The sequence below is a fragment of the Pseudomonas sp. 29 genome, assembly GCF_002754355.1.
GTDB classification, from domain to species: Bacteria; Pseudomonadota; Gammaproteobacteria; order Pseudomonadales; family Pseudomonadaceae; genus Aquipseudomonas; species Aquipseudomonas neuropathica.
On record NZ_PEEY01000001.1, the window covers coordinates 3,309,566 to 3,330,095 of the forward strand.

A 20,530-nucleotide genomic window follows, 5' to 3' on the forward strand; every position below is an offset into this window, starting at 1 on the left:
GGAGCGTCGAAACAATGAAATCGAACAAGACCCTGCTCACCACACTGCTGTCCATGGGCCTGCTGGCCAGTGCCGGTGCGACCCAAGCCGCTGGCTGGTGCGAATCGGGTAAACCGGTGAAATTCGCCGGCCTGAACTGGGAAAGCGGCATGCTGCTGACCGACGTGCTGCAAGTGGTGCTGGAGAAAGGTTACGACTGCAAGACCGACAGCCTGCCGGGCAACTCCATCACCATGGAGAACGCCTTGAGCAGCAACGATATTCAAGTGTTCGCCGAAGAGTGGGTCGGCCGCAGCGAGGTCTGGAACAAGGCCGAGAAGGCCGGCAAGGTCGTCGGTGTCGGTGCGCCGATCGTCGGCGCCGTGGAAGGTTGGTATGTGCCGCGATACGTGATCGAAGGCGACACCAAACGCAAGCTGGAAGCCAAAGCCCCAGACCTGAAAAACATCGCCGATCTGGGCAAATACGCCGCCGTGTTCAAGGACGCCGAAGAGCCATCCAAGGGCCGTTTCTATAACTGCCCTGCCGGCTGGACCTGCGAGCTGGACAACAGCGAAATGCTCAAAAGCTACGGTCTGGAAAGCAGCTACACCAACTTCCGTCCGGGCACCGGCCCGGCGCTCGATGCGGCGGTGCTGTCGAGCTACAAGCGCGGCGAGCCGATCCTGTTCTACTACTGGTCGCCAACCCCGCTGATGGGCCAGATCGACGCGGTGAAACTGGAAGAAAAACCCGGCGTCGACAAGACCGTAAGCATCAAGGTCGGTCTGTCGAAAACCTTCCACGACGAGGCCCCGGAACTGGTCGCCGTGCTGGAAAAGGTCAACCTGCCGATCGACCTGCTGAACCAGAACCTGGGCCGCATGGCCAAGGAACGTATCGAGTCGCCAAAACTGGCGAAAATCTTCCTCAAGGAACATCCTGAGGTCTGGCATGCGTGGGTCAGTGCAGACGCAGCCAAGAAAATCGACGCGGCGCTGTAGGTCGATACCTCCCGGTCAATCGTGAGGCTGGCCGGGAGATATGCCGTAATCGCTTGATTGAGATTTCTGATTGAGAGCCGCTTATGTTTCCCGAAAGCTTTACCTTTTCCATCGCCGACTGGGTCAACGGTTGGGTCGATTCGCTGGTCACCAACTACGGAGATGTGTTCCGCCACATCTCCGATACGCTGCTGTGGGCCATCGTCAACCTCGAAGGCCTGCTGCGTGCCGCGCCGTGGTGGTTGATGCTGGCCATCGTCGGTGTGGTTGCCTGGCACGCCACGCGCAAAGTGGTGACCACGGCAGTCATCGTCGGTCTGCTGTTCCTCGTCGGCGCCGTTGGCCTGTGGGACAAGCTTATGCAGACGCTGGCGCTGATGATGGTCGCGACGATCATTTCGGTGCTGATCGGCATCCCGCTGGGGATTCTCTCGGCGCGCAGCAATCGCCTGCGTTCGGTGCTGATGCCGCTGCTCGACATCATGCAGACCATGCCCAGCTTCGTGTATCTGATCCCGGTGCTGATGCTGTTCGGTCTGGGCAAGGTCCCGGCGATTTTCGCCACGGTAATCTACGCCGCGCCGCCGCTGATTCGCCTGACTGATCTGGGTATTCGCCAGGTCGACGGCGAAGTGATGGAAGCGATCAACGCGTTCGGCGCCAACCGCTGGCAGCAACTGTTCGGCGTGCAATTGCCGCTGGCCCTGCCGAGCATCATGGCCGGGATCAACCAGACCACCATGATGGCCCTGTCGATGGTGGTGATTGCCTCGATGATCGGTGCCCGTGGCCTCGGTGAAGATGTGTTGGTGGGGATTCAGACCCTCAACGTCGGGCGTGGCCTTGAGGCCGGTCTGGCGATCGTGATTCTCGCAGTGGTCATCGACCGCATTACTCAGGCGTACGGTCGGCCACGGCATGAGGTGAGCAAATGAGCAACGCAACCGTGAGCAAGATCGAAGTCAAAAACGTCTTCAAGATTTTCGGCAACCGCGCCAAGGATGCACTGGCCATGGTCGGCCAGGGCAAGACCAAGGATCAGGTGCTGAGCGAGACCGGTTGCGTGGTCGGCGTTAACGACCTGTCGTTGAGCATCGGCACCGGCGAGATCTTCGTGATCATGGGCCTGTCCGGCTCCGGCAAATCGACGCTGGTGCGCCACTTCAACCGGCTGATCGACCCGACCAGCGGCGCGATCCTCGTCGACGGCGTGGACATCCTGCAATACGACATGGATGCCCTGCGCGAATTTCGCCGGCACAAGATCAGCATGGTGTTCCAGAGCTTCGGCCTGCTGCCGCACAAGAGCGTGCTCGACAACGTCGCCTACGGCCTGAAAGTGCGTGGCGAGAGCAAGCAAATGTGCTCGGAACGCGCGCTGCACTGGATCAACACCGTGGGCCTCAAAGGCTACGAAAACAAATATCCGCACCAGCTCTCTGGCGGCATGCGCCAGCGTGTCGGCCTGGCTCGAGCCTTGGCGGCGGACACCGACATCATCCTCATGGATGAGGCGTTCAGTGCGCTGGATCCACTGATCCGGGCGGAAATGCAGGACCAGTTGCTGGAACTGCAAAAGACCCTGCACAAGACCATCGTCTTCATCACTCACGACCTCGATGAGGCGGTGCGTATCGGCAACCGCATTGCGATTCTCAAGGATGGGAAGTTGATTCAGGTTGGTACGCCGAGAGAGATCCTGCATTCGCCGGCTGATGAGTACGTTGACCGGTTTGTGCAGCGGCGGGCGGCGGTGGTTTAACAGACTTGCGGTGAGGCTGCCGGCCCCTTCGCGAGCAAGCTCGCTCCCACAGGAGACTGCATTCCAATGTGGGAGCGAGCTTGCTCGCGAAAGGGCCGGCAGAGCTGCATCAATATTACGGTTGAGGTTTTAGATGTCCCAGGCTGAAAAAATCGTTATCACAGGCAGCCCCTTGCGTTGGCAGGACGTGGTCGCCGTCGCTCGTCACGGCGCTCAACTTGAGCTGTCCAGCGACACCTGGGCGCGCATCGAAAACGCCCAAGGCATCGTCCAGCGCATCGTCGAAAGCGGCGAACGTGCCTATGGCGTCAACACCGGCCTGGGCGGTTTGTCCAACGTCTCGCTCAAAGACGAGCAGCTCAGCCAGCTCTCGCGCAACACCTTGCTTAGCCATGCCTGCGGCGTCGGCCCGGTGCTGCCCGATGAGCAGACTCGCGCGATCATCTGCGCGGCGATTCACAACTACAGCCACGGCAAATCCGGCATCCATCGCCGGGTCGTCGAAGGCCTGCTGGCGCTGCTCAATCGCGGCATCACTCCGCAAGTGCCGTCGCAAGGTTCGGTGGGTTATCTGACGCACATGGCGCACATCGGCATTGCGTTGCTCGGCGTCGGCAATGTCAGCTATCGCGGCCAGGTTGTTTCCGCACAACAGGCGTTGGCCGAAGAAGGCCTGCAACCGGTGCAACTCGGCGCGAAGGACGGTTTGTGTCTGGTCAACGGCACGCCGTGCATGACCGGCCTCAGTTGCCTGGCGATTGCCGATGCGACGCGGCTGCTGCAGTGGGCCGACGTCATCGGCGCCATGAGTTTCGAAGCCCAGCGCGGCCAGATCGATGCGTTCGATGCTGAGATCATCGCGCTGAAACCGCATCCGGGCATGCAGCAAGTGGGTATCAATCTGCGTGCGTTGCTTGATGGCAGCGAAGTGATCGCCTCGAGCAAAGGCATTCGCACTCAGGATGCGCTGAGCATTCGTTCGATTCCGCAGGTGCATGGCGCCGCGCGCGATCAACTGGAGCATGCGATCAAACAGGTCGAGGCCGAGCTCAACGGCTGCACCGACAACCCACTGTTGCTCGGCACGCCGGACAACTTCCGGGTGATGTCGCAAGCCAACCCGCACGGTCAGTCGGTGGCAATGGCAGCCGATCTGCTGGCGATTGCCATGGCCGAAATCGGCTCGATTGCCGAGCGTCGCCTCGACCGTTTGGTGAACCCGCACGTCAGCGGTCTGCCGGCGTTTCTGGTGGCCAATCCGGGGGTGAACTCCGGGATGATGATCGTGCAATACGTCGCCGCATCGCTGTGTGCGGAAAACCGCCAATTGGCGCAACCGGCGGTACTCGATAACTACATCACTTCGGGCCTGCAGGAAGATCACTTGAGCATGGGCACCAACGCCGCGCTCAAGCTGCATCGCGCGCTGGAAAACTGCACGCAGATTCTCGCCATTGAGTACCTGCTGGCGGCGCAGGCGTTTGAGTTTCTCAAGGAACAGCGCTTTGGCGCCGGCACCGATGTCGCTTGGCGACTGCTGCGCGAAAAAGTCCCGGCCTACGATCAGGATCGCTGGCTGGCGCCGGACATCGCTGCCGCTGCGAGCGTGTTGAAAACCCAGAATCTGCCGCACAACGTTTTACCGAATTTGCACTGACCAATACCCACGCCAGCGTGCCAAGGCGCGACTCCCCAAAAGGCGAGACGCGACGGACAACGGACATCTCCGGAGCGTCTGGCGAGTTAATAACAAACTCTCAAAAGGAGCACAAAATGACTGCGCTGAACCTGATTCCCGGCCAACTGAGCCTGGCCCAACTGCGTGACGTCTACCAGAACCCGGTTAAGCTGACTCTCGATAACAGCGCATCGCAGCAGATCGAAGCCAGTGTTGCCTGCGTCGAGCAGATCCTCGCCGAGAATCGCACCGCCTACGGCATCAACACCGGTTTCGGCCTGCTGGCCTCGACCCGCATTGCCAGCGAAGACCTCGAGAATCTGCAGCGCTCGCTGGTGTTGTCCCACGCCGCCGGTGTTGGCGTGCCGATCAGCGATGAGTTGGTGCGTCTGGTCATGGTGCTCAAGGTCAACAGTCTCAGCCGTGGTTTCTCCGGCATTCGCCGAGTGGTGATCGATGCGCTGATCGCGCTGATCAACGCCGAGGTTTATCCGCACATTCCGTTGAAAGGTTCGGTAGGTGCTTCGGGCGATCTGGCGCCGTTGGCGCACATGTCGCTGGTGCTGCTCGGTGAGGGCAAGGCGCGCTATAAGGGCGAGTGGATGGAAGCCACCGAAGCGCTGAAAGTTGCTGGCCTGACCCCGCTGACACTGGCCGCGAAAGAAGGCCTGGCGCTGCTCAACGGCACTCAGGTCTCCACCGCGTTTGCGTTGCGTGGTCTGTTTGAAGGTGAAGATTTGTTCGCTGGTGCACTGGCGCTGGGCGGTCTGACGGTTGAAGCGGTATTGGGTTCGCGTTCGCCGTTCGATGCACGCATTCACGCGGCTCGTGGCCAGAAAGGTCAGATCGACGCTGCTGCCGCTTACCGCGATCTGCTCGGTGAACGCAGTGAAGTCTCCGACTCGCACCAGAACTGCGAAAAGGTTCAGGATCCGTATTCGTTGCGCTGCCAGCCGCAAGTCATGGGCGCTTGCCTGACGCAGTTCCGTCAGGCCGCAGAGGTTTTGGCTGTTGAAGCCAACGCCGTTTCCGACAACCCGTTGGTGTTTGCCGCTGAAGGCGACGTGATTTCCGGGGGCAACTTCCACGCCGAACCGGTGGCCATGGCCGCTGACAACATGGCGCTGGCTATCGCCGAAATCGGCTCGCTGAGCGAGCGTCGTATTTCGCTGATGATGGATAAACACATGTCGCAACTGCCGCCATTCCTCGTCGCCAATGGCGGGGTGAACTCCGGCTTCATGATTGCGCAGGTGACTGCAGCCGCACTGGCCAGTGAGAACAAGGCGTTGTCGCATCCGCATTCGGTCGACAGTTTGCCGACCTCGGCTAACCAGGAAGACCATGTATCGATGGCCCCGGCGGCCGGCAAGCGTCTGTGGGAAATGGCTGAAAACACCCGTGGGATTCTCGCGGTGGAATGGCTGGCCGCGGTGCAGGGTCTGGATCTGCGTAACGGTCTGAAGACTTCGGCGAAGCTGGAACAGGCGCGGGCGATTTTGCGCAAGGAAGTGCCGTTTTATGAGAAGGATCGGTTCTTTGCGCCGGACATCAATGCGGCGACTGAACTGCTGGCTTCGCGGTGTTTGACTGAGCTGGTTTCGGCGAAGCTTTTGCCTAGTTTGTAAGCTTTCAGGGGGAGCTTTGTTGTTAGTGAAATCGATCCCCCTCACCCCAGCCCTCTCCCCCAGGGGGAGAGGGGGAAGGGAGCCGATCTTCGTGGTTGTCAAAGCCTGAGTTCGGCACAGGATTTTCAGGTCGATGTACCTCGACAGAACAACACGGTCAGTCCTGCTTCTTCCAGGCGAGAGCAGGGAGCCGATCTTCAAGTTTTTCAGTGCCTGAGTTCGGCACAGGATTTTCAGGTCGATGTACCTCGACAGAACAAAACGGTCAGTCCTGCTTCTTCCAGGCGAGAGCAGGGAGCCGATCTTCAAGTTTTTCAGTGCCTGAGTTCGGCACAGGATTTTCAGGTCGATGTAATTCGACAGAACAACCCGGTCAGTCCCCTCTCCCTCCGGGAGAGGGCTAGGGTGAGGGGCTTTTCAGGGCCACCCACCAAACCAGCCCCAACGGAGGCCAACAGTGAAAACCCTCTGGCAACACTGCCACGTCGCAACCATGGCGCAGGGCGTCTACTCGATCATCGAAGATGCGGCCATCGTGACGTCCGGTGCGCACATCGAGTGGATCGGCCCGCGCAATCAATTGCCGTCCGGCGAATACCCGGCGGTCAATGACCTGCAGGGCGCCTGGGTCACCCCCGGTCTGATCGACTGCCACACCCACACGGTGTTCGGTGGCAACCGCAGCGGTGAATTCGAAAAACGTCTGCAAGGGGTCAGCTACGCGGAGATCGCAGCGGCGGGCGGCGGCATCGCCAGCACCGTGCGCGCGACGCGCGAAGCCACTGAGGACGAGCTGTTCGCCAGCGCCGCGAAACGCCTGAACAGCCTGATGCGCGATGGCGTGACCACGGTCGAAATGAAATCCGGCTACGGCCTCGACCTGGCCAACGAGCGCAAGATCCTTCGCGTCATCCGCCGTTTACAGAAAGAGCTGCCGATCAGCGTGCGCAGCACCTGCCTCGCGGCCCACGCGTTGCCGCCGGAATACAAGGATCGCGCCGACGATTACATCGATCTGATCTGCACGGAGATGCTCCCCGCGCTGGCTGCCGAAGGGCTGGTCGACGCCGTGGACGCTTTCTGCGAATACCTGGCGTTCTCGCCAGAGCAGGTCGAGCGTGTGTTCATCGCCGCACAAAAACTCGGCCTGCCGGTGAAACTGCACGCCGAGCAACTGTCGTCGCTGCACGGCTCCAGCCTCGCCGCGCGCTATAAGGCGCTGTCCGCCGATCACCTGGAATTCATGGACGAAGCCGACGCCATCGCCATGGCCGAAGCCGACACCGTCGCGGTGCTGCTGCCGGGCGCATTCTACTTCCTGCGTGAAACCCAATTGCCGCCGATGGACGCCCTGCGCAAGCACAAGGTGAAGATCGCCATTGCCAGCGATCTCAACCCCGGCACCTCGCCGGCGCTGTCGCTGCGCCTGATGCTGAACATGGCCTGCACTTGTTTGCGCATGACCCCGGAAGAAGCCCTGGCCGGCGCGACCATTCACGCCGCACAAGCGCTGGGCATGGCCGACACCCACGGTTCGCTGGAAGTCGGCAAGGTCGCGGACTTTGTTGCTTGGCAAATCGATCGCCCGGCGGATCTGGCTTATTGGCTCGGTGGTGATCTGGATAAACGCGTCGTGCGTCACGGCGTCGAATCAAATCTGTAGGAGAGCGGTTGTGGATAAGGTTCTGAACTTCAAACAAGGTCGCGTGCCGCTGCTGATCAGCATGCCGCATGCCGGTGTGCGCCTGACCCCGGCGGTGGCGGCCGGGCTGATCCCGGACGCGAAAAGCCTGCCGGATACCGATTGGCACATCCCGCAGCTTTACGATTTTGCTGAAGAACTGGGCGCCAGCACCTTGGCCGCCGAGTATTCGCGTTTTGTGATTGACCTGAATCGCCCGTCCGACGACAAACCGCTGTACGCCGGTGCCACCACCGGGCTATACCCTGCGACGCTGTTCGATGGCATCCCGTTGTTCCGCGAAGGGCACGAGCCGTCGAAAGAAGAACGCGCAACTTACCTGGAACAGATCTGGACGCCGTACCACCGCACGCTTCAGGAAGAACTGGCGCGATTGAAAGCCGAATTCGGCTACGCGCTGCTGTTCGACGCGCACTCGATCCGCTCGATCATCCCGCACCTGTTCGACGGCAAACTACCGGACTTCAACCTCGGCACCTTCAACGGCGCCAGTTGTGATCCGCAATTGGCCACGCAACTTGAAGCGATCTGCGCGCGTCACGACCAATACAGCCACGTGCTCAACGGACGCTTCAAGGGTGGCCACATCACCCGTCATTACGGCAACCCGGCCGAGAACATCCACGCCGTGCAACTGGAGTTGTGCCAGAGCACCTACATGGAAGAGTTCGAACCGTTCCGCTATCGCGCCGATCTGGCCGAGCCGACGCGGGTGGTGCTCAAGGAGTTTTTGCAAGGCCTGCTAAATTGGGGGAAAGGCACCTGTTGATCCAATGTGTAATGATCGCGCGCAAAAGCGCGATCATTATTCCACTGCCAAATGAGGGGGCGGGACTACAGCAAATACCGACCTTGTATTTTAAATAACATATGCGGCGGCGTTCCTGATATTGAATTCACCTTTTATAGTGTGCTGTGTGTTATCCGGGTTTTTTACAATAAAACTAAAGGAGCCCATGTAGAACTTGCTATCGGGGGTTTGGGAATAGGTAAGTTCACCTTCAGTTCCAGGTGAGTCGAGGATGGAATCAAAGTCATCATCCTGATCGTCCGGGCTGTCTTTGAGTATGTAGTAGCCTGCGCTGTCTTCCTTGAAGTCCGGGAAGGCCAATGCCGGACCCAGAGCGGTCTTGCCGTTGAACGAGTGGTCGGCGCTGGCCTTTTTTATATAGAGTAAGAGAGTGTGGATTTCAACGGTGCCGTCCTTTTCATCTTTGGTGTACTCAGATGCCGTGATTGTCCAGCACTTCACACCTGACTCCGTAGTATCATCAGTAATACTTACATTGCTGGCTTTGAATGCTTTCTCTTCCTTTGGATAAAATAGCGTGGCGGTAAAAAACTCTTTGGCAAGGGCTTGGTCGTTTGGCGTATTCATAGGGCATCCATTTTTATCCTGTCAGTTAAAACAGTTGTTGAGTGACATGATTAAAGTTGGCTGAGTATGAAGTGTCTACTGATAAGTCTGACAGTTGTTGCGGAGGTGTTAGTGTGATAGGTGCTGTTGTTTTTATACGCAAATGGTTGGTTTAAGAGAGCTTATAGTTTGAAAGCATTGCTGGCAGACCAGGTCGTCCTGAGCAGACATTATTGTGTCCATTGATTTTCATCGTATTTCGAAGCGCCAAGGACATGCTCATTGACGTAAATCGGGTTTATGATGCCCAACGGCAGAATAATAGAAGTCCCCCCAGGGATGACCTCGACCCCTTACGGAGCGCGCAATGCAGACTTTGTTTCCGCAGATCAAACCTCACGCCCGGCACGATCTGGCTGTCGATGACACCCATACGCTGTACGTCGACGAAAGCGGTTCACCGGAGGGTTTGCCGGTTGTGTTCATCCATGGCGGCCCCGGCGCCGGTTGCGACGCGCAGAGCCGTCGCTATTTCGATCCGAACCTCTATCGCATTGTCACCTTCGACCAGCGTGGTTGCGGACGCTCCACGCCGCACGCCAGCCTGGAAAACAACACCACTTGGGATCTGGTCGCCGACCTTGAGCGCATCCGCAAACACCTGGGCATCGATAAATGGGTGCTGTTTGGCGGTTCGTGGGGTTCGACCCTGGCGCTGGCTTACGCACAAACCCACCCGGAACGTGTGCACGGTCTGATCCTGCGCGGGATCTTTCTCTGCCGCCCACAGGAAATCGAATGGTTCTATCAGGCGGGGGCCAGCCGTCTGTTCCCTGATTACTGGCAGGACTACATCGCGCCAATTCCGCTGGACGAGCGCGATGACCTGCTCAGTGCATTCCACAAGCGCCTGACCGGCAACGACCAGATCGCCCAGATGCACGCGGCCAAAGCCTGGTCGACCTGGGAAGGTCGTACTGCAACCCTGCGGCCGAACCCGTTGGTGGTCGATCGCTTCTCCGAACCGCAGCGTGCGCTGTCGATTGCGCGGATCGAGTGCCATTACTTCACCAACAATGCCTTCCTTGAGCCGAACCAGCTGATCCGCGACATGGGCAAGATCGCCCATTTGCCGGGTGTGATCATTCACGGCCGTTACGACGTGATTTGCCCGCTCGACAACGCCTGGGAATTGCACCAGGCCTGGCCGAACAGCGAACTGCAGGTGATCCGTGATGCCGGCCACGCGGCCTCTGAACCGGGCATCACCGATGCACTGGTACGCGCCGCGGGCAACATGGCTCGACGCCTGCTCGACCTGCCGCCTGAAGAAGCATGAAAGGGCTGTTACAGCGCGTACGCGGTGCGCGGGTTGAAGTCGCCGGTGAGGTGGTTGGCGCGGTAGATCACGGTTTGCTGGTGCTGGTGGCGGTCGAACCCGACGACACGCGCACCAGTGCCGACAAACTTCTGCATAAACTGCTTAACTATCGGGTATTCAGTGACGCGGAGGGCAAGATGAACTTGTCCCTCGCCGATGTCGGCGGTGGGTTGCTGCTGGTCTCGCAGTTCACCCTCGCGGCCGACACCAAAAGCGGGTTGCGCCCGAGCTTTTCGACGGCCGCGCCTCCGGCTTTGGGCGAGGAATTGTTCGACTATCTATTGAGCAGTGCGAAACAGGTGCATGGCACTGTGGCATCAGGTAGATTCGGCGCCGATATGCAGGTGCATTTGGTCAACGATGGCCCGGTTACCTTTTTGTTACAGACCTGAAAGCGCTTGAAACACCTTTTTAGGAAATTTCGACTGTTTTTAGGGTGTTTTCGCGATAAATACTTTGTTACCCCTGATGCGTTGTCATGCGGGCTACTAGATAATCGCGCGCACTGGGATCAGCGTTCGCTGATTCATTTTTGACTTAGGTAGAGACTTGTCTGGATCCGATTGGGGAATCATTTTGCCCAAGCGGAGTCGGAACAATGCTCGCCAACTTGGCAAGGGTGCTCTGGAAGGTCGGCTTTTCACTGCCGAAAGCCTCACAGGCACTTCATCTGGCCGTTGGTTTTTTGATCTGTTTTCGGCGAGGGTTGCTCGTGATTGTTAGTCCCTGTAATGCAGCAAAAATGTCTGCCAAACGCATGCGAAGTGCCCTGGTAGCGGGTTCGGCGCTCCTGTGCCTGCTCAGCGCCGGTCAGCTTTGGGCGTTCAATCTTGACGATGTATCGGCCAAGGCCAAAGAGCTGGCCGGGCAGAAGTTCGAAGCCCCGCGCAGCAACCTGCCGAACGAATTCCGCGACATGAAGTTCGCGGACTATCAGAAAATCCGCTTCCTCACCGAAAAGGCTGAGTGGGCTGATCAGAAGACCCCGTTCAAACTGTCCTTCTATCACCAGGGTATGCACTTCGATACACCGGTGAAAATCAACGAAATCACAGCGAACACCGTCGAAGAGATCAAATACGATCCGACCCGCTTTGATTTCGGCGACCTGAAATTCGATCCGAAAGCCACTGAACAACTGGGTTATGCCGGTTTCCGTGTGCTGTACCCGATCAACAAGGCCGACAAGCAAGACGAAATCATGACCATGCTCGGCGCGAGTTACTTCCGCGTTGTCGGCAAGGGCCACACCTACGGCCTCTCGGCCCGTGGCCTGGCGATTGATACCGCGCTGCCGTCGGGTGAAGAGTTCCCGCGCTTTCGCGAGTTCTGGATTCAACAGCCGAAGCCGGGCGATAAGCACCTGGTGATCTTCGCCCTGCTGGATTCGCCGCGCGCTACCGGTGCCTACCGTCTGATCCTGCGTCCGGGCAGCGACACCATTGTCGACGTCAAAGCGCAGATGTTCCTGCGTGACAAGGTCGGCAAGCTGGGTATCGCACCGCTGACCAGCATGTTCCTGTTCGGCGCCAACCAGCCGTCGAAAGTCCTCAACTACCGTCGTGAACTGCACGACTCCAGCGGTCTGTCGATCCATGCCGGCAACGGCGAGTGGATCTGGCGTCCGTTGAACAACCCGAAACATTTGGCCGTGAGCAACTTCAGCGTCGAGAACCCGCGTGGTTTCGGTCTGCTGCAGCGTGGCCGCGACTTCAGTCACTACGAAGACCTCGACGATCGCTACGACAAGCGCCCAAGCGCCTGGATCGAGCCGAAGGGCGAGTGGGGCAAAGGCACCGTTGATCTGGTAGAAATTCCGACCGCCGACGAAACCAACGACAACATCGTTGCGTTCTGGAGCCCGGAAAAAATGCCGGAGCCGGGTCAGCCGCTGGACTTCGCCTACCGCATGCACTGGACCATGGACGAAGCGGCGATTCATGCGCCGGACAGCGCCTGGGTTTCGCAGACTCTGCGTTCGACCGGTGACGTCAAGCAATCGAACCTGATCCGTCAGCCGGATGGCAGCGTTGCCTACCTGGTCGACTTCGAAGGTCCGTCGCTGGCTGCACTGACTCCGGATGCTGACGTACGCAGTCAGGTCAGCGTCGGCGACAACGCCGAGCTGGTCGAGAACAGCGTGCGCTACAACCCGGAAACCAAGGGCTGGCGTTTGACCTTGCGCATGAAGATCAAGGACGCGAGCAAGTCGACCGAGATGCGTGCCGCCCTGGTTCAGCCAGTCGTGACTGCTGATCTGGCGAAATCGGTGCCGGCGTCCAACTCGTCCGTCGCCAAGGCCGACAAGGTTGCCGCCAAGCAACAAGAGAAACTCGACAAGGAAGCCAAGGCCGCCGAGGCCAAACAGGCCGACGCCAAGCCAGCTGCAGATGCCAAGGACAAGGCTAATAAAGACGCCAAGCAGCCAGCCGCTGCGGACGCGGCCCCAGCCACACCGGAATCGGCACCGACTGAAGAAGTCCTGACCGAGACCTGGAGCTATCAGTTGCCTGCCGATGAGTAACTCTCAAGTACAGCCAGAGACTCTGTCCGAGTATCTGGCGCATCTGCCGATGACCGACGAGCAGCGCGCGGAACTCGCGGGCTGCCAGTCGTTCAGCGAGCTGCATGAACGCCTGTCGTCTTCAACGTTCGACGCACCTGCCGAGGCCGCCCAGGCTTCGGTGGGCAAGCGCCTGATCCTCAGCACCGCCGAAGATCTTGAAGACGCGGAGATGCTGGTGCTCGACGCCAGCGGTCGCGTCAGCATGAAGGCAACGCCGCCGATCCGTCGGACCAAGGTCGTGCCGGAGCCGTGGCGCACCAATATTCTGGTGCGTGGCTGGCGCCGTATGACCGGTCGCACCAATCCGCCGCAGCCGCCAAAGGACGAAAACGTCCTGCCGGCCGCGCGCTGGCGCACCGTCGGTTCGATCCGTCGCTACATTCTGTTGCTGCTGATGCTTGGCCAGACCATCGTCGCCGGCTGGTACATGAAAGGCATCATGCCGTACCAGGGCTGGTCGTTCGTCGACCTCGAAGAAGTCCTGCACCAGCCGCTGCTGCAAACCGCTACGCAAGTGCTGCCGTATGCGCTGCAAACCAGCATCCTGATTCTGTTCGGGATTCTGTTCTGCTGGGTATCGGCGGGTTTCTGGACCGCGTTGATGGGCTTCCTCGAGTTGCTCACCGGTCACGATAAATATCGTATCTCCGGCAAAAGCGCCGGTAACGAGCCGATTGCCAAAGACGCGCGTACCGCGCTGGTCATGCCGATCTGCAACGAAGACGTGCCGCGTGTGTTCGCCGGTTTGCGGGCGACGTTCGAGTCGGTCGCTGCCACCGGTGATCTGGACCGCTTCGACTTCTTCGTTCTCAGCGACAGTAACGACACCGACATCTGTGTCGCCGAGCAACAGGCCTGGCTGGATGTCTGCCGCGAAGCCAAAGGCTTCGGCAAGATCTTCTATCGCCGTCGTCGCCGTCGTGTGAAACGCAAGAGCGGCAACCTTGACGACTTCTGCCGTCGCTGGGGCGGTGACTATAAGTACATGGTCGTGCTCGACGCTGACTCGGTGATGAGCGGTGAGTGCCTGACCAGTCTGGTGCGCTTGATGGAAGCCACGCCGGACGCCGGGATCATCCAGACCGCGCCGCGTGCGTCGGGCATGGACACCCTGTATGCGCGCATGCAGCAGTTCGCCACCCGCGTTTACGGCCCGCTGTTTACCGCCGGTCTGCACTTCTGGCAGTTGGGTGAATCCCATTACTGGGGTCACAACGCGATCATCCGCATGAAGCCGTTTATCGACCACTGCGCCCTGGCGCCGTTGCCGGGTAAAGGTGCGTTCTCCGGTGCGATCCTGTCTCACGACTTTGTTGAGGCCGCGCTGATGCGCCGTGCCGGTTGGGGCGTGTGGATTGCCTACGACCTGCCGGGCAGCTACGAAGAACTGCCGCCAAACCTGCTCGACGAACTCAAGCGTGACCGTCGCTGGTGCCACGGTAACCTGATGAACTTCCGGCTGTTCCTGGTTAAAGGCATGCACCCGGTGCACCGTGCGGTGTTCCTGACGGGCGTAATGTCGTACCTGTCGGCGCCGTTGTGGTTCTTCTTTCTGGTGTTGTCGACCGCGCTGTTGGCGGTGAACACGCTGATGGAGCCGCAGTACTTCCTCGAACCGCGACAGCTCTATCCGCTGTGGCCACAATGGCACCCGGACAAGGCGATCGCGCTGTTCTCGACGACCATCGTGCTGCTGTTCCTGCCGAAACTGTTGAGCATCATTCTGATCTGGGCCAAGGGCGCGAAAGAGTTCGGCGGCAAGTTCAAGGTGACCTTGTCGATGCTGCTGGAGATGCTGTTCTCCATGCTGCTGGCGCCGGTGCGGATGATTTTCCACACCCGTTTCGTCCTCGCCGCGTTCCTCGGCTGGGCCGCGACCTGGAATTCGCCGCAACGTGACGACGACTCGACGCCTTGGAGCGAAGCGGTCAAACGCCACGGTCCGCAGACCCTGCTGGGTTTCTGCTGGGCACTGCTGGTGATCTGGCTGAACCCGAGCTTTCTCTGGTGGCTGGTGCCGATCGTCGGTTCGCTGATGCTGTCGATCCCGGTGTCGGTGATCTCCAGCCGTGTCGGTCTGGGCCTGAAGTCTCGTGACGAGAGCCTGTTCCTCATCCCTGAGGAATACAATCCGCCGCAGGCGCTGCTGGCAACCGACCAGTACACCCACGAAAACCGTTACCACGCCCTCAACGACGGCTTCGTCCGCGCGGTGGTCGATCCTCAGCAGAACGCTTTGGCGTGCTCGCTGGCGACTTCCCGTCATGGTCAGGCCGAGCCGATCGAGTGGTTGCGTCAGGAGCGTGTGCGCCACGCGATCAAGGTTGGCCCAGCCGGGCTGAACAACCATGATCGCCTGCAATTGCTTAGCGACCCTGTGGCGCTGGCGCGTCTGCATGAGCAGGTCTGGGCCGAAGGTCATGCCGAGTGGCTGGATGCGTGGCGCGCTTCGGTGAAGGCCGATCCGCATGCGCCGTTGCTGCCGTTGCAACCGGTTAGCCTGCAGGCTCAGCCGGCCTGATGAAAAAACCCCGCTGATTCAGCGGGTTTTTTTTATGGCCGCCGAAATCCCCTCACCCCAGCCCTCTCCCAGAGGGAGAGGGCTGGGGTGAGGGGGTAGCTCTTGATTGTTAAACAAATCGTCCATTAAACCTTGTGCAAAAAAACGAGTGCGTTAGCATCCGTCCCCGAATTGGCGCACCCGGGCTTTTTTGCCCGTCACTGTTGGTTTTCGCGCCGCAAACGCAATGGTTTTGGGGACTTGAAGATGAAGAAGTATCTGTCGATGCTGCTGGTCGGCGTCACGGCACTGGTTGCAGTCAATGCGGCGCAGGCTGGCGCAATCGATGACGCGGTCAAGCGCGGCACGTTGAAAGTCGGTATGGATCCGACCTACATGCCGTTTGAAATGACCAACAAACGCGGCGAAATCATCGGTTTCGAAGTCGACATCCTCAAAGCCATGTCCAAGGCCATGGGCGTCAAGCTGGAACTGGTTTCCACCGGTTACGACGGCATCATCCCGGCGCTGATGACCGACAAATTCGACATGATCGGCAGCGGCATGACCCTGACTCAGGAACGTAACCTGCGCCTGAACTTCAGCGAACCGTTCATCGTTGTAGGCCAGACCCTGCTGATCCGCAAGGAGCTGGAAGGCACCATCAAGTCGTACAAAGACCTGAACAGCGCCGACTACCGCATCACCTCCAAGCTTGGCACCACCGGTGAAATGGTCGCCAAGAAGCTCATCTCCAAAGCCAAGTACCACGGCTACGACAACGAGCAGGAAGCCGTGCTCGACGTGGTCAACGGCAAGGCTGACGCCTTCATCTACGACGCGCCGTACAACGTCGTTGCGGTGACCAAGGTCGGCGCCGGCAAACTGGTGTTCCTCGACAAGCCATTCACCTACGAGCCTTTGGCCTTCGGTCTGAAGAAGGGCGATTACGACAGCCTCAACTTCATCAACAACTTCCTGCACCAGATCCACGAAGACGGCACCTACGATCGTATCCATGACAAGTGGTTCAAGAGCACCGAGTGGCTCAAGGACATGGAATAAGCCCGGTCAGATAGACCGAGTCGCCCCATTCGCGAGCAAGCTCGCTCCCACAGAGGAATGCATTCCAATGTGGGAGCGAGCTTGCTCGCGAAGGGGCCCTCCAGAGCAACACAAAATCCGGAACCTGCAATGAAACAGAAAAAAGCCCAATGGCCCTGGCACGTCCTCACCGTGCTGGTGCTGGTCGGCCTCGCGGGCGCGTTGTATTACGCGACGTCGCTGATGTCCTACGAATGGCGCTGGAATCGCGTGCCGCAGTACTTCGCCTATCAGGCCGAGGAAACCCAGCGTGCCACCGACATTTCCACCGTCACCGAACTGGTGCGCAAGGGCAGCAGCGCGCAAGTCACTCTGCGTAATGACGCCGGTGACGAGCAGCACCTGACCGTCGACGAGAACAGCCTGCAATTCGCTCAGGGCGACGATGTCGCCGAAGGTGACGTCGTGGGCGTGACTCGGCATTGGGCAGCAGGCCCGCTGTTGTGGGGGCTGTGGACGACGCTTTGGCTGTCAGTGGTTTCCGGTGTCCTGGGTTTGCTGATCGGTCTGGTCACCGGCCTCTGCCGGCTGTCGAACAACCCGACCCTGCGCGACCTCTCGACGATCTACGTCGAACTGGTGCGCGGTACGCCGTTGCTGGTGCAGATCTTCATTTTCTACTTCTTCATCGGCACGGTGATGAACCTGTCCCGCGAGTTCGCCGGGATCGCCGCGCTGTCGCTGTTCACTGGCGCCTACGTGGCGGAGATCATCCGCTCCGGCGTGCAATCGATTGCCCGTGGCCAGAACGAAGCGGCGCGTTCGCTCGGTCTGAGTGCCGGTCAATCGATGCGCCACGTGGTGTTGCCGCAAGCGTTCAAACGCGTGCTGCCACCGCTGGCCGGGCAATTCATCAGTCTGGTCAAGGACACCTCGCTGGTGTCGGTGATTGCCATCACCGAGCTGCTGAAAAGCGGCCGTGAAGTCATCACCACCTCGTTCTCGCCGTTTGAAATCCTGTTCTGCGTCGCCGGTCTGTACCTGTTGATCAACCTGCCGCTGTCGAAAATCGCCAGCCGACTTGAGCGGAGGCTCGCGCAAAGTGATTGAAGTCCGCGATCTGGTAAAAGTCTTCGACACCCGTGGGCAAGTGGTGCGCGCGGTGGATAACGTCAGCACCACGGTCGCCAAAGGCGAAGTGCTGGTGGTGATCGGCCCGTCGGGTTCCGGCAAGTCGACCTTCCTGCGCTGCCTCAATGGCCTGGAAGAATTCGATTCCGGCTCGGTGAGCATCGACGGCCTGCAACTGGCCGACCCGAAAACCGACGTCAACGCCTACCGCCGTGAAGTCGGCATGGTGTTCCAGCATTTCAACCTGTTCCCGCACATGACCGTGCTGGAAAACCTCTGTCTGGCGCAGAAAGTCGTGCGCAAGCGCGGCAAGCAAGAGCGCGAAGCCAAGGCGATGGAGTTGCTGCAAAAGGTCGGGATTGCGCAGAAGGCCAACGAATTTCCGTCACGCCTGTCCGGTGGTCAGCAACAGCGCGTGGCGATTGCCCGGGCGCTGGCGATGGAGCCGAAGGTCATGCTGTTCGATGAGCCGACCTCGGCGCTCGACCCGGAAATGGTCGGCGAGGTGCTGGACGTGATGAAGAACCTGGCCGTGGAAGGCATGACCATGGTCTGCGTGACCCACGAAATGGGCTTTGCCCGGGAAGTGGCGGATCGGGTGTTGTTTTTCGATCACGGCAAGTTGCTGGAAGATGCCGCGCCGGCGGAGTTCTTCGATGCACCGAAGGATCCGCGCGCGCAGGCCTTCTTGCGTCAGGTTCTGTAATTTCAGCGCCTGTCAGTAAGCCTTCGCGAGCAGGCTCGCTCCCACAGTGAATGGGTCGAATACAACCTTTGTGATCGACACAAATCCTGTGGGAGCGAGCTTGCTCGCGAAGGCATCACCTCGATTCTGAATGAATCGAGGTTTTCGGATCACCTCAAACCTTGAACCGCCCCACCAGCATCTGCAGATGCGTCCCCAGCCGCGCCAGCTCAACGCTGGACGCCGCGGTCTCTTCACTCGCCGCCGATGTCTGATCCGACACGTCCCGCACATTCAGCACGCTACGGTTGATCTCTTCCGCCACCGCGCTCTGCTGCTCGGCCGCTGCCGCAATCTGCTGGTTCATCGCCTGAATTGCCGAAACGGTGCGCGTAATGCTTTCCAGCGAACCACCGGCACGGCGGGTCAGCTCAACGCTGCTGTCGGTCAGGGTGCGGCTGTTGTCCATGATCGTTGCCACTTGCTGGGTACCGTTTTGCAGGCCGACGATCAGCTCTTCGATCTCTTCGGTGGATTTTTGCGTGCGCTGGGCGAGGCTGCGCACCTCGTCGGCAACTACCGCGAAACCACGTCCGGCTTCACCGGCACGCGCGGCTTCGATGGCGGCGTTGAGGGCCAGCAGGTTGGTTTGTTGCGCTACCGACTTGATCACGTCGAGGACGCTGCCGATCTTGTCGCTTTCGCGCTTCAGTTCACCCATGGCTTCGGTCGAGTGACCGACTTCAGCGGCCAGCCGCTCGATCTGCGCGATCGCTTCGCCCACCACTTTGTCGCCTTCGCGAGCCTGTTGGTCGGCTGCGACGGCGGCCTCGGAAGCTTCTTCGGCATTACGCGCGACTTCCTGCACGGTGGCGGCCATTTCGTTCATGGCCGTGGCAACCTGATCGGTCTCGATTTTCTGGTTGTTGACCCCGGCGCTGGTCTGCTCGGTCACCGCCGAGAGTTCTTCAGCGGCGCTGGCGATCTGGGTAACGCCATCGCTGATCCCGCCGACCAGTTCACGCAGGCCTTGGGTCATGCTCTGCATCGAGCGCTGCAATTGGCCGAGTTCGTCGCGACGCTGGGAAACCAGGTTGTGGGTCAGGTCGCCGGCAGCCACGCGCTCGGCGACTTTCAGGGTCTGGTTCAGCGGGATGATGATCTGACGGGTGATTGCCCAGGCGGCAAGCAAGCCGAAAGCCACGGCGAGCAAGGTGGCGATGATCAGCATGTTTTTGGCGTGGGCGGCATCGGTGTCACGAACGATGGTCTGCGATTCAGTGAGTTTCTTGCTGACGTCGATAAGGATGTCGCCCTGCGTCGACATGCGCGCGGCGGCCTTGGCATTGTTGACCTGCGAGTCGCGGAACTGCGCAACTGCTGCGCGATAGGCTTTGATCGAGGCGGTAGCCTGTTGCAGGTTGGCGATGTGCTGCTCCGGCAATTTGGCCGGCAGGCTGTCGAGGTTTTTCAGGGCGTTGTCGATGGCGTCGAGCGCCGGTTGCTCGGCTTCGGCCTTGCCGCTGTAGGTGTAGCCGCGTACTTGATAGCGTGCTTGCTGCAGCAGTTTGCTCAGCTCGATCACGCTGTTGAATTGCGCGACGCTGTCACCCGCCAGCATGGATTTTTCCACTTCCGCGACTTTCGCCACGGCATTGTCGGCACTGGCGCCGAGCTTGCTGCGGGCGTCTTCGCGCTGCACGGTGGCTTGGGTCATGTCGGCAAAAGCGCGTTTGTATTCGGCAACGGCGGCCAGTTGTTGATCGACCATCGCCGCGTCGGACGGCTGTTCAATCAGGCTGCGCGCGGTTTGCAGGCCGCTGTCGAGCTTGCCGAGCAGGTCGTTGACCACGCCCGGACCTTGTTCGCCACGGCGCGCTTCGTAGTCCAGACGCGCGAGGCGCAGGTCTTTGGTCAGTTCGTTGAGGCTGGAGATAAAACCGAGCTTGTCACCGCGGCTGATAATACCGCTCATGCCGGTCCAGCCGGTGAAGGTGATCAACAGCGTCAGCAACAGCACCAGGCCGAAACCGATTCCCAGCTTGCGTTTGACGCTGACGTTTCCAAGACTCTCGGCTAACCAACGGTACATGCGACGACTCCCCGACCACTA

16 protein-coding genes and 1 pseudogene are annotated in these 20,530 nt (G+C 59.8%); 14 read left to right on the forward strand and 3 right to left on the reverse strand.

What is annotated here, in order from left to right; translation table 11 throughout:
- Nucleotides 1-14 precede the first annotated feature (14 nt).
- The 7 genes from CLU80_RS15410 to hutG all read left to right on the forward strand — a co-directional run bounded on the left by CLU80_RS15410 (nt 15) and on the right by hutG (nt 8,522).
- Nucleotides 15-983 carry an ABC transporter substrate-binding protein gene (locus tag CLU80_RS15410; protein ID WP_099757759.1) on the forward strand — a complete coding sequence of 323 codons (969 nt, stop codon included), beginning with the start codon at nt 15-17 and terminating at the stop codon, nt 981-983.
- A gap of 83 nt (nt 984-1,066) precedes the next feature.
- Nucleotides 1,067-1,918, forward strand: coding sequence for an ABC transporter permease (locus tag CLU80_RS15415; RefSeq protein ID WP_007949591.1), 852 nt, complete (start codon nt 1,067-1,069; stop codon nt 1,916-1,918).
- Nucleotides 1,915-2,745 carry a quaternary amine ABC transporter ATP-binding protein gene (locus CLU80_RS15420; protein WP_093430055.1) on the forward strand — a complete coding sequence of 277 codons (831 nt, stop codon included), beginning with the start codon at nt 1,915-1,917 and terminating at the stop codon, nt 2,743-2,745. The genes CLU80_RS15415 and CLU80_RS15420 overlap by 4 nt, the downstream gene beginning before the upstream one ends.
- A 133-nt stretch (nt 2,746-2,878) precedes the next feature.
- Nucleotides 2,879-4,402, forward strand: coding sequence for a histidine ammonia-lyase (gene hutH, locus CLU80_RS15425; protein ID WP_099757760.1), 1,524 nt, complete (start codon nt 2,879-2,881; stop codon nt 4,400-4,402).
- A gap of 116 nt (nt 4,403-4,518) precedes the next feature.
- Nucleotides 4,519-6,051: a histidine ammonia-lyase gene (gene hutH / locus CLU80_RS15430; RefSeq protein ID WP_099757761.1), complete on the forward strand. Its 1,533-nt coding sequence runs from the start codon at nt 4,519-4,521 to the stop codon at nt 6,049-6,051.
- 457 nt (nt 6,052-6,508) lie between these two features.
- Nucleotides 6,509-7,714, forward strand: a complete 1,206-nt coding sequence (gene hutI, locus CLU80_RS15435) for an imidazolonepropionase (protein WP_099757762.1) — start codon at nt 6,509-6,511, stop codon at nt 7,712-7,714.
- A 10-nt stretch (nt 7,715-7,724) separates the two neighbouring features.
- Nucleotides 7,725-8,522: an N-formylglutamate deformylase gene (gene hutG / locus CLU80_RS15440; RefSeq protein WP_099757763.1), complete on the forward strand. Its 798-nt coding sequence runs from the start codon at nt 7,725-7,727 to the stop codon at nt 8,520-8,522.
- Between the two features lie 90 nt (nt 8,523-8,612).
- Here hutG and CLU80_RS15445 read toward each other — a convergent pair whose 3' ends face one another.
- Nucleotides 8,613-9,131, reverse strand: a complete 519-nt coding sequence (locus CLU80_RS15445; protein WP_099757764.1) for a hypothetical protein — start codon at nt 9,129-9,131, stop codon at nt 8,613-8,615.
- Between the two features lie 346 nt (nt 9,132-9,477).
- Here CLU80_RS15445 and pip point away from each other — a divergent pair, with 346 nt between their 5' ends.
- The 7 genes from pip to CLU80_RS15480 all read left to right on the forward strand — a co-directional run bounded on the left by pip (nt 9,478) and on the right by CLU80_RS15480 (nt 18,438).
- Nucleotides 9,478-10,449, forward strand: a complete 972-nt coding sequence (pip, locus tag CLU80_RS15450) for a prolyl aminopeptidase (RefSeq protein WP_008080611.1) — start codon at nt 9,478-9,480, stop codon at nt 10,447-10,449.
- Entirely contained in the window at nt 10,446-10,883 is a 438-nt protein-coding gene (gene dtd, locus CLU80_RS15455; RefSeq protein ID WP_007909321.1) for a D-aminoacyl-tRNA deacylase, read from the forward strand. The genes pip and dtd overlap by 4 nt, the downstream gene beginning before the upstream one ends.
- Before the next feature lie 350 nt (nt 10,884-11,233).
- A complete protein-coding gene (locus CLU80_RS15460; RefSeq protein ID WP_175559550.1) occupies nt 11,234-13,015 on the forward strand; it encodes a glucan biosynthesis protein G in 1,782 nt (593 codons plus the stop codon).
- Nucleotides 13,008-15,578 (forward strand): glucans biosynthesis glucosyltransferase MdoH, encoded by a 2,571-nt coding sequence (gene mdoH, locus CLU80_RS15465; RefSeq protein ID WP_099757765.1) that lies wholly within the window; start codon nt 13,008-13,010, stop codon nt 15,576-15,578. The genes CLU80_RS15460 and mdoH overlap by 8 nt, the downstream gene beginning before the upstream one ends.
- A 246-nt stretch (nt 15,579-15,824) precedes the next feature.
- On the forward strand, nt 15,825-16,622 hold the full coding sequence (locus CLU80_RS15470) for a transporter substrate-binding domain-containing protein (protein WP_093430341.1): 798 nt from the start codon (nt 15,825-15,827) through the stop codon (nt 16,620-16,622).
- A 129-nt stretch (nt 16,623-16,751) separates the two neighbouring features.
- Complete coding sequence (locus CLU80_RS15475) at nt 16,752-17,711, forward strand: amino acid ABC transporter permease (protein WP_095120740.1); 960 nt, start codon at nt 16,752-16,754, stop codon at nt 17,709-17,711.
- A complete protein-coding gene (locus tag CLU80_RS15480) occupies nt 17,704-18,438 on the forward strand; it encodes an amino acid ABC transporter ATP-binding protein (protein ID WP_093430062.1) in 735 nt (244 codons plus the stop codon). The genes CLU80_RS15475 and CLU80_RS15480 overlap by 8 nt, the downstream gene beginning before the upstream one ends.
- 154 nt (nt 18,439-18,592) lie before the next feature.
- Here the strand turns inward: CLU80_RS15480 and CLU80_RS30665 are convergent, their stop codons facing one another.
- A complete protein-coding gene (locus CLU80_RS30665; protein ID WP_371748299.1) occupies nt 18,593-19,465 on the reverse strand; it encodes a methyl-accepting chemotaxis protein in 873 nt (290 codons plus the stop codon).
- A pseudogene (locus CLU80_RS30670) lies at nt 19,448-20,509 on the reverse strand (methyl-accepting chemotaxis protein); the annotation flags it as partial. The gene CLU80_RS30665 and the pseudogene CLU80_RS30670, both read right to left, overlap by 18 nt.
- Nucleotides 20,510-20,530 lie beyond the last annotated feature (21 nt).

Coding starts and splice junctions, on each gene's coding strand:
- CLU80_RS15410 (WP_099757759.1), top strand. CDS start 15: ATGAAATCGAACAAGACCCTGCTCACCACACTGCTGTCCATGGGCCTG.
- CLU80_RS15415 (WP_007949591.1), top strand. CDS start 1,067: ATGTTTCCCGAAAGCTTTACCTTTTCCATCGCCGACTGGGTCAACGGT.
- CLU80_RS15420 (WP_093430055.1), top strand. CDS start 1,915: ATGAGCAACGCAACCGTGAGCAAGATCGAAGTCAAAAACGTCTTCAAG.
- hutH (WP_099757760.1), top strand. CDS start 2,879: ATGTCCCAGGCTGAAAAAATCGTTATCACAGGCAGCCCCTTGCGTTGG.
- hutH (WP_099757761.1), top strand. CDS start 4,519: ATGACTGCGCTGAACCTGATTCCCGGCCAACTGAGCCTGGCCCAACTG.
- CLU80_RS15445 (WP_099757764.1), bottom strand. CDS start 9,131: ATGAATACGCCAAACGACCAAGCCCTTGCCAAAGAGTTTTTTACCGCC.
- pip (WP_008080611.1), top strand. CDS start 9,478: ATGCAGACTTTGTTTCCGCAGATCAAACCTCACGCCCGGCACGATCTG.
- dtd (WP_007909321.1), top strand. CDS start 10,446: ATGAAAGGGCTGTTACAGCGCGTACGCGGTGCGCGGGTTGAAGTCGCC.
- CLU80_RS15460 (WP_175559550.1), top strand. CDS start 11,234: ATGTCTGCCAAACGCATGCGAAGTGCCCTGGTAGCGGGTTCGGCGCTC.
- mdoH (WP_099757765.1), top strand. CDS start 13,008: ATGAGTAACTCTCAAGTACAGCCAGAGACTCTGTCCGAGTATCTGGCG.
- CLU80_RS15470 (WP_093430341.1), top strand. CDS start 15,825: ATGAAGAAGTATCTGTCGATGCTGCTGGTCGGCGTCACGGCACTGGTT.
- CLU80_RS15475 (WP_095120740.1), top strand. CDS start 16,752: ATGAAACAGAAAAAAGCCCAATGGCCCTGGCACGTCCTCACCGTGCTG.
- CLU80_RS30665 (WP_371748299.1), bottom strand. CDS start 19,465: ATGCAGAGCATGACCCAAGGCCTGCGTGAACTGGTCGGCGGGATCAGC.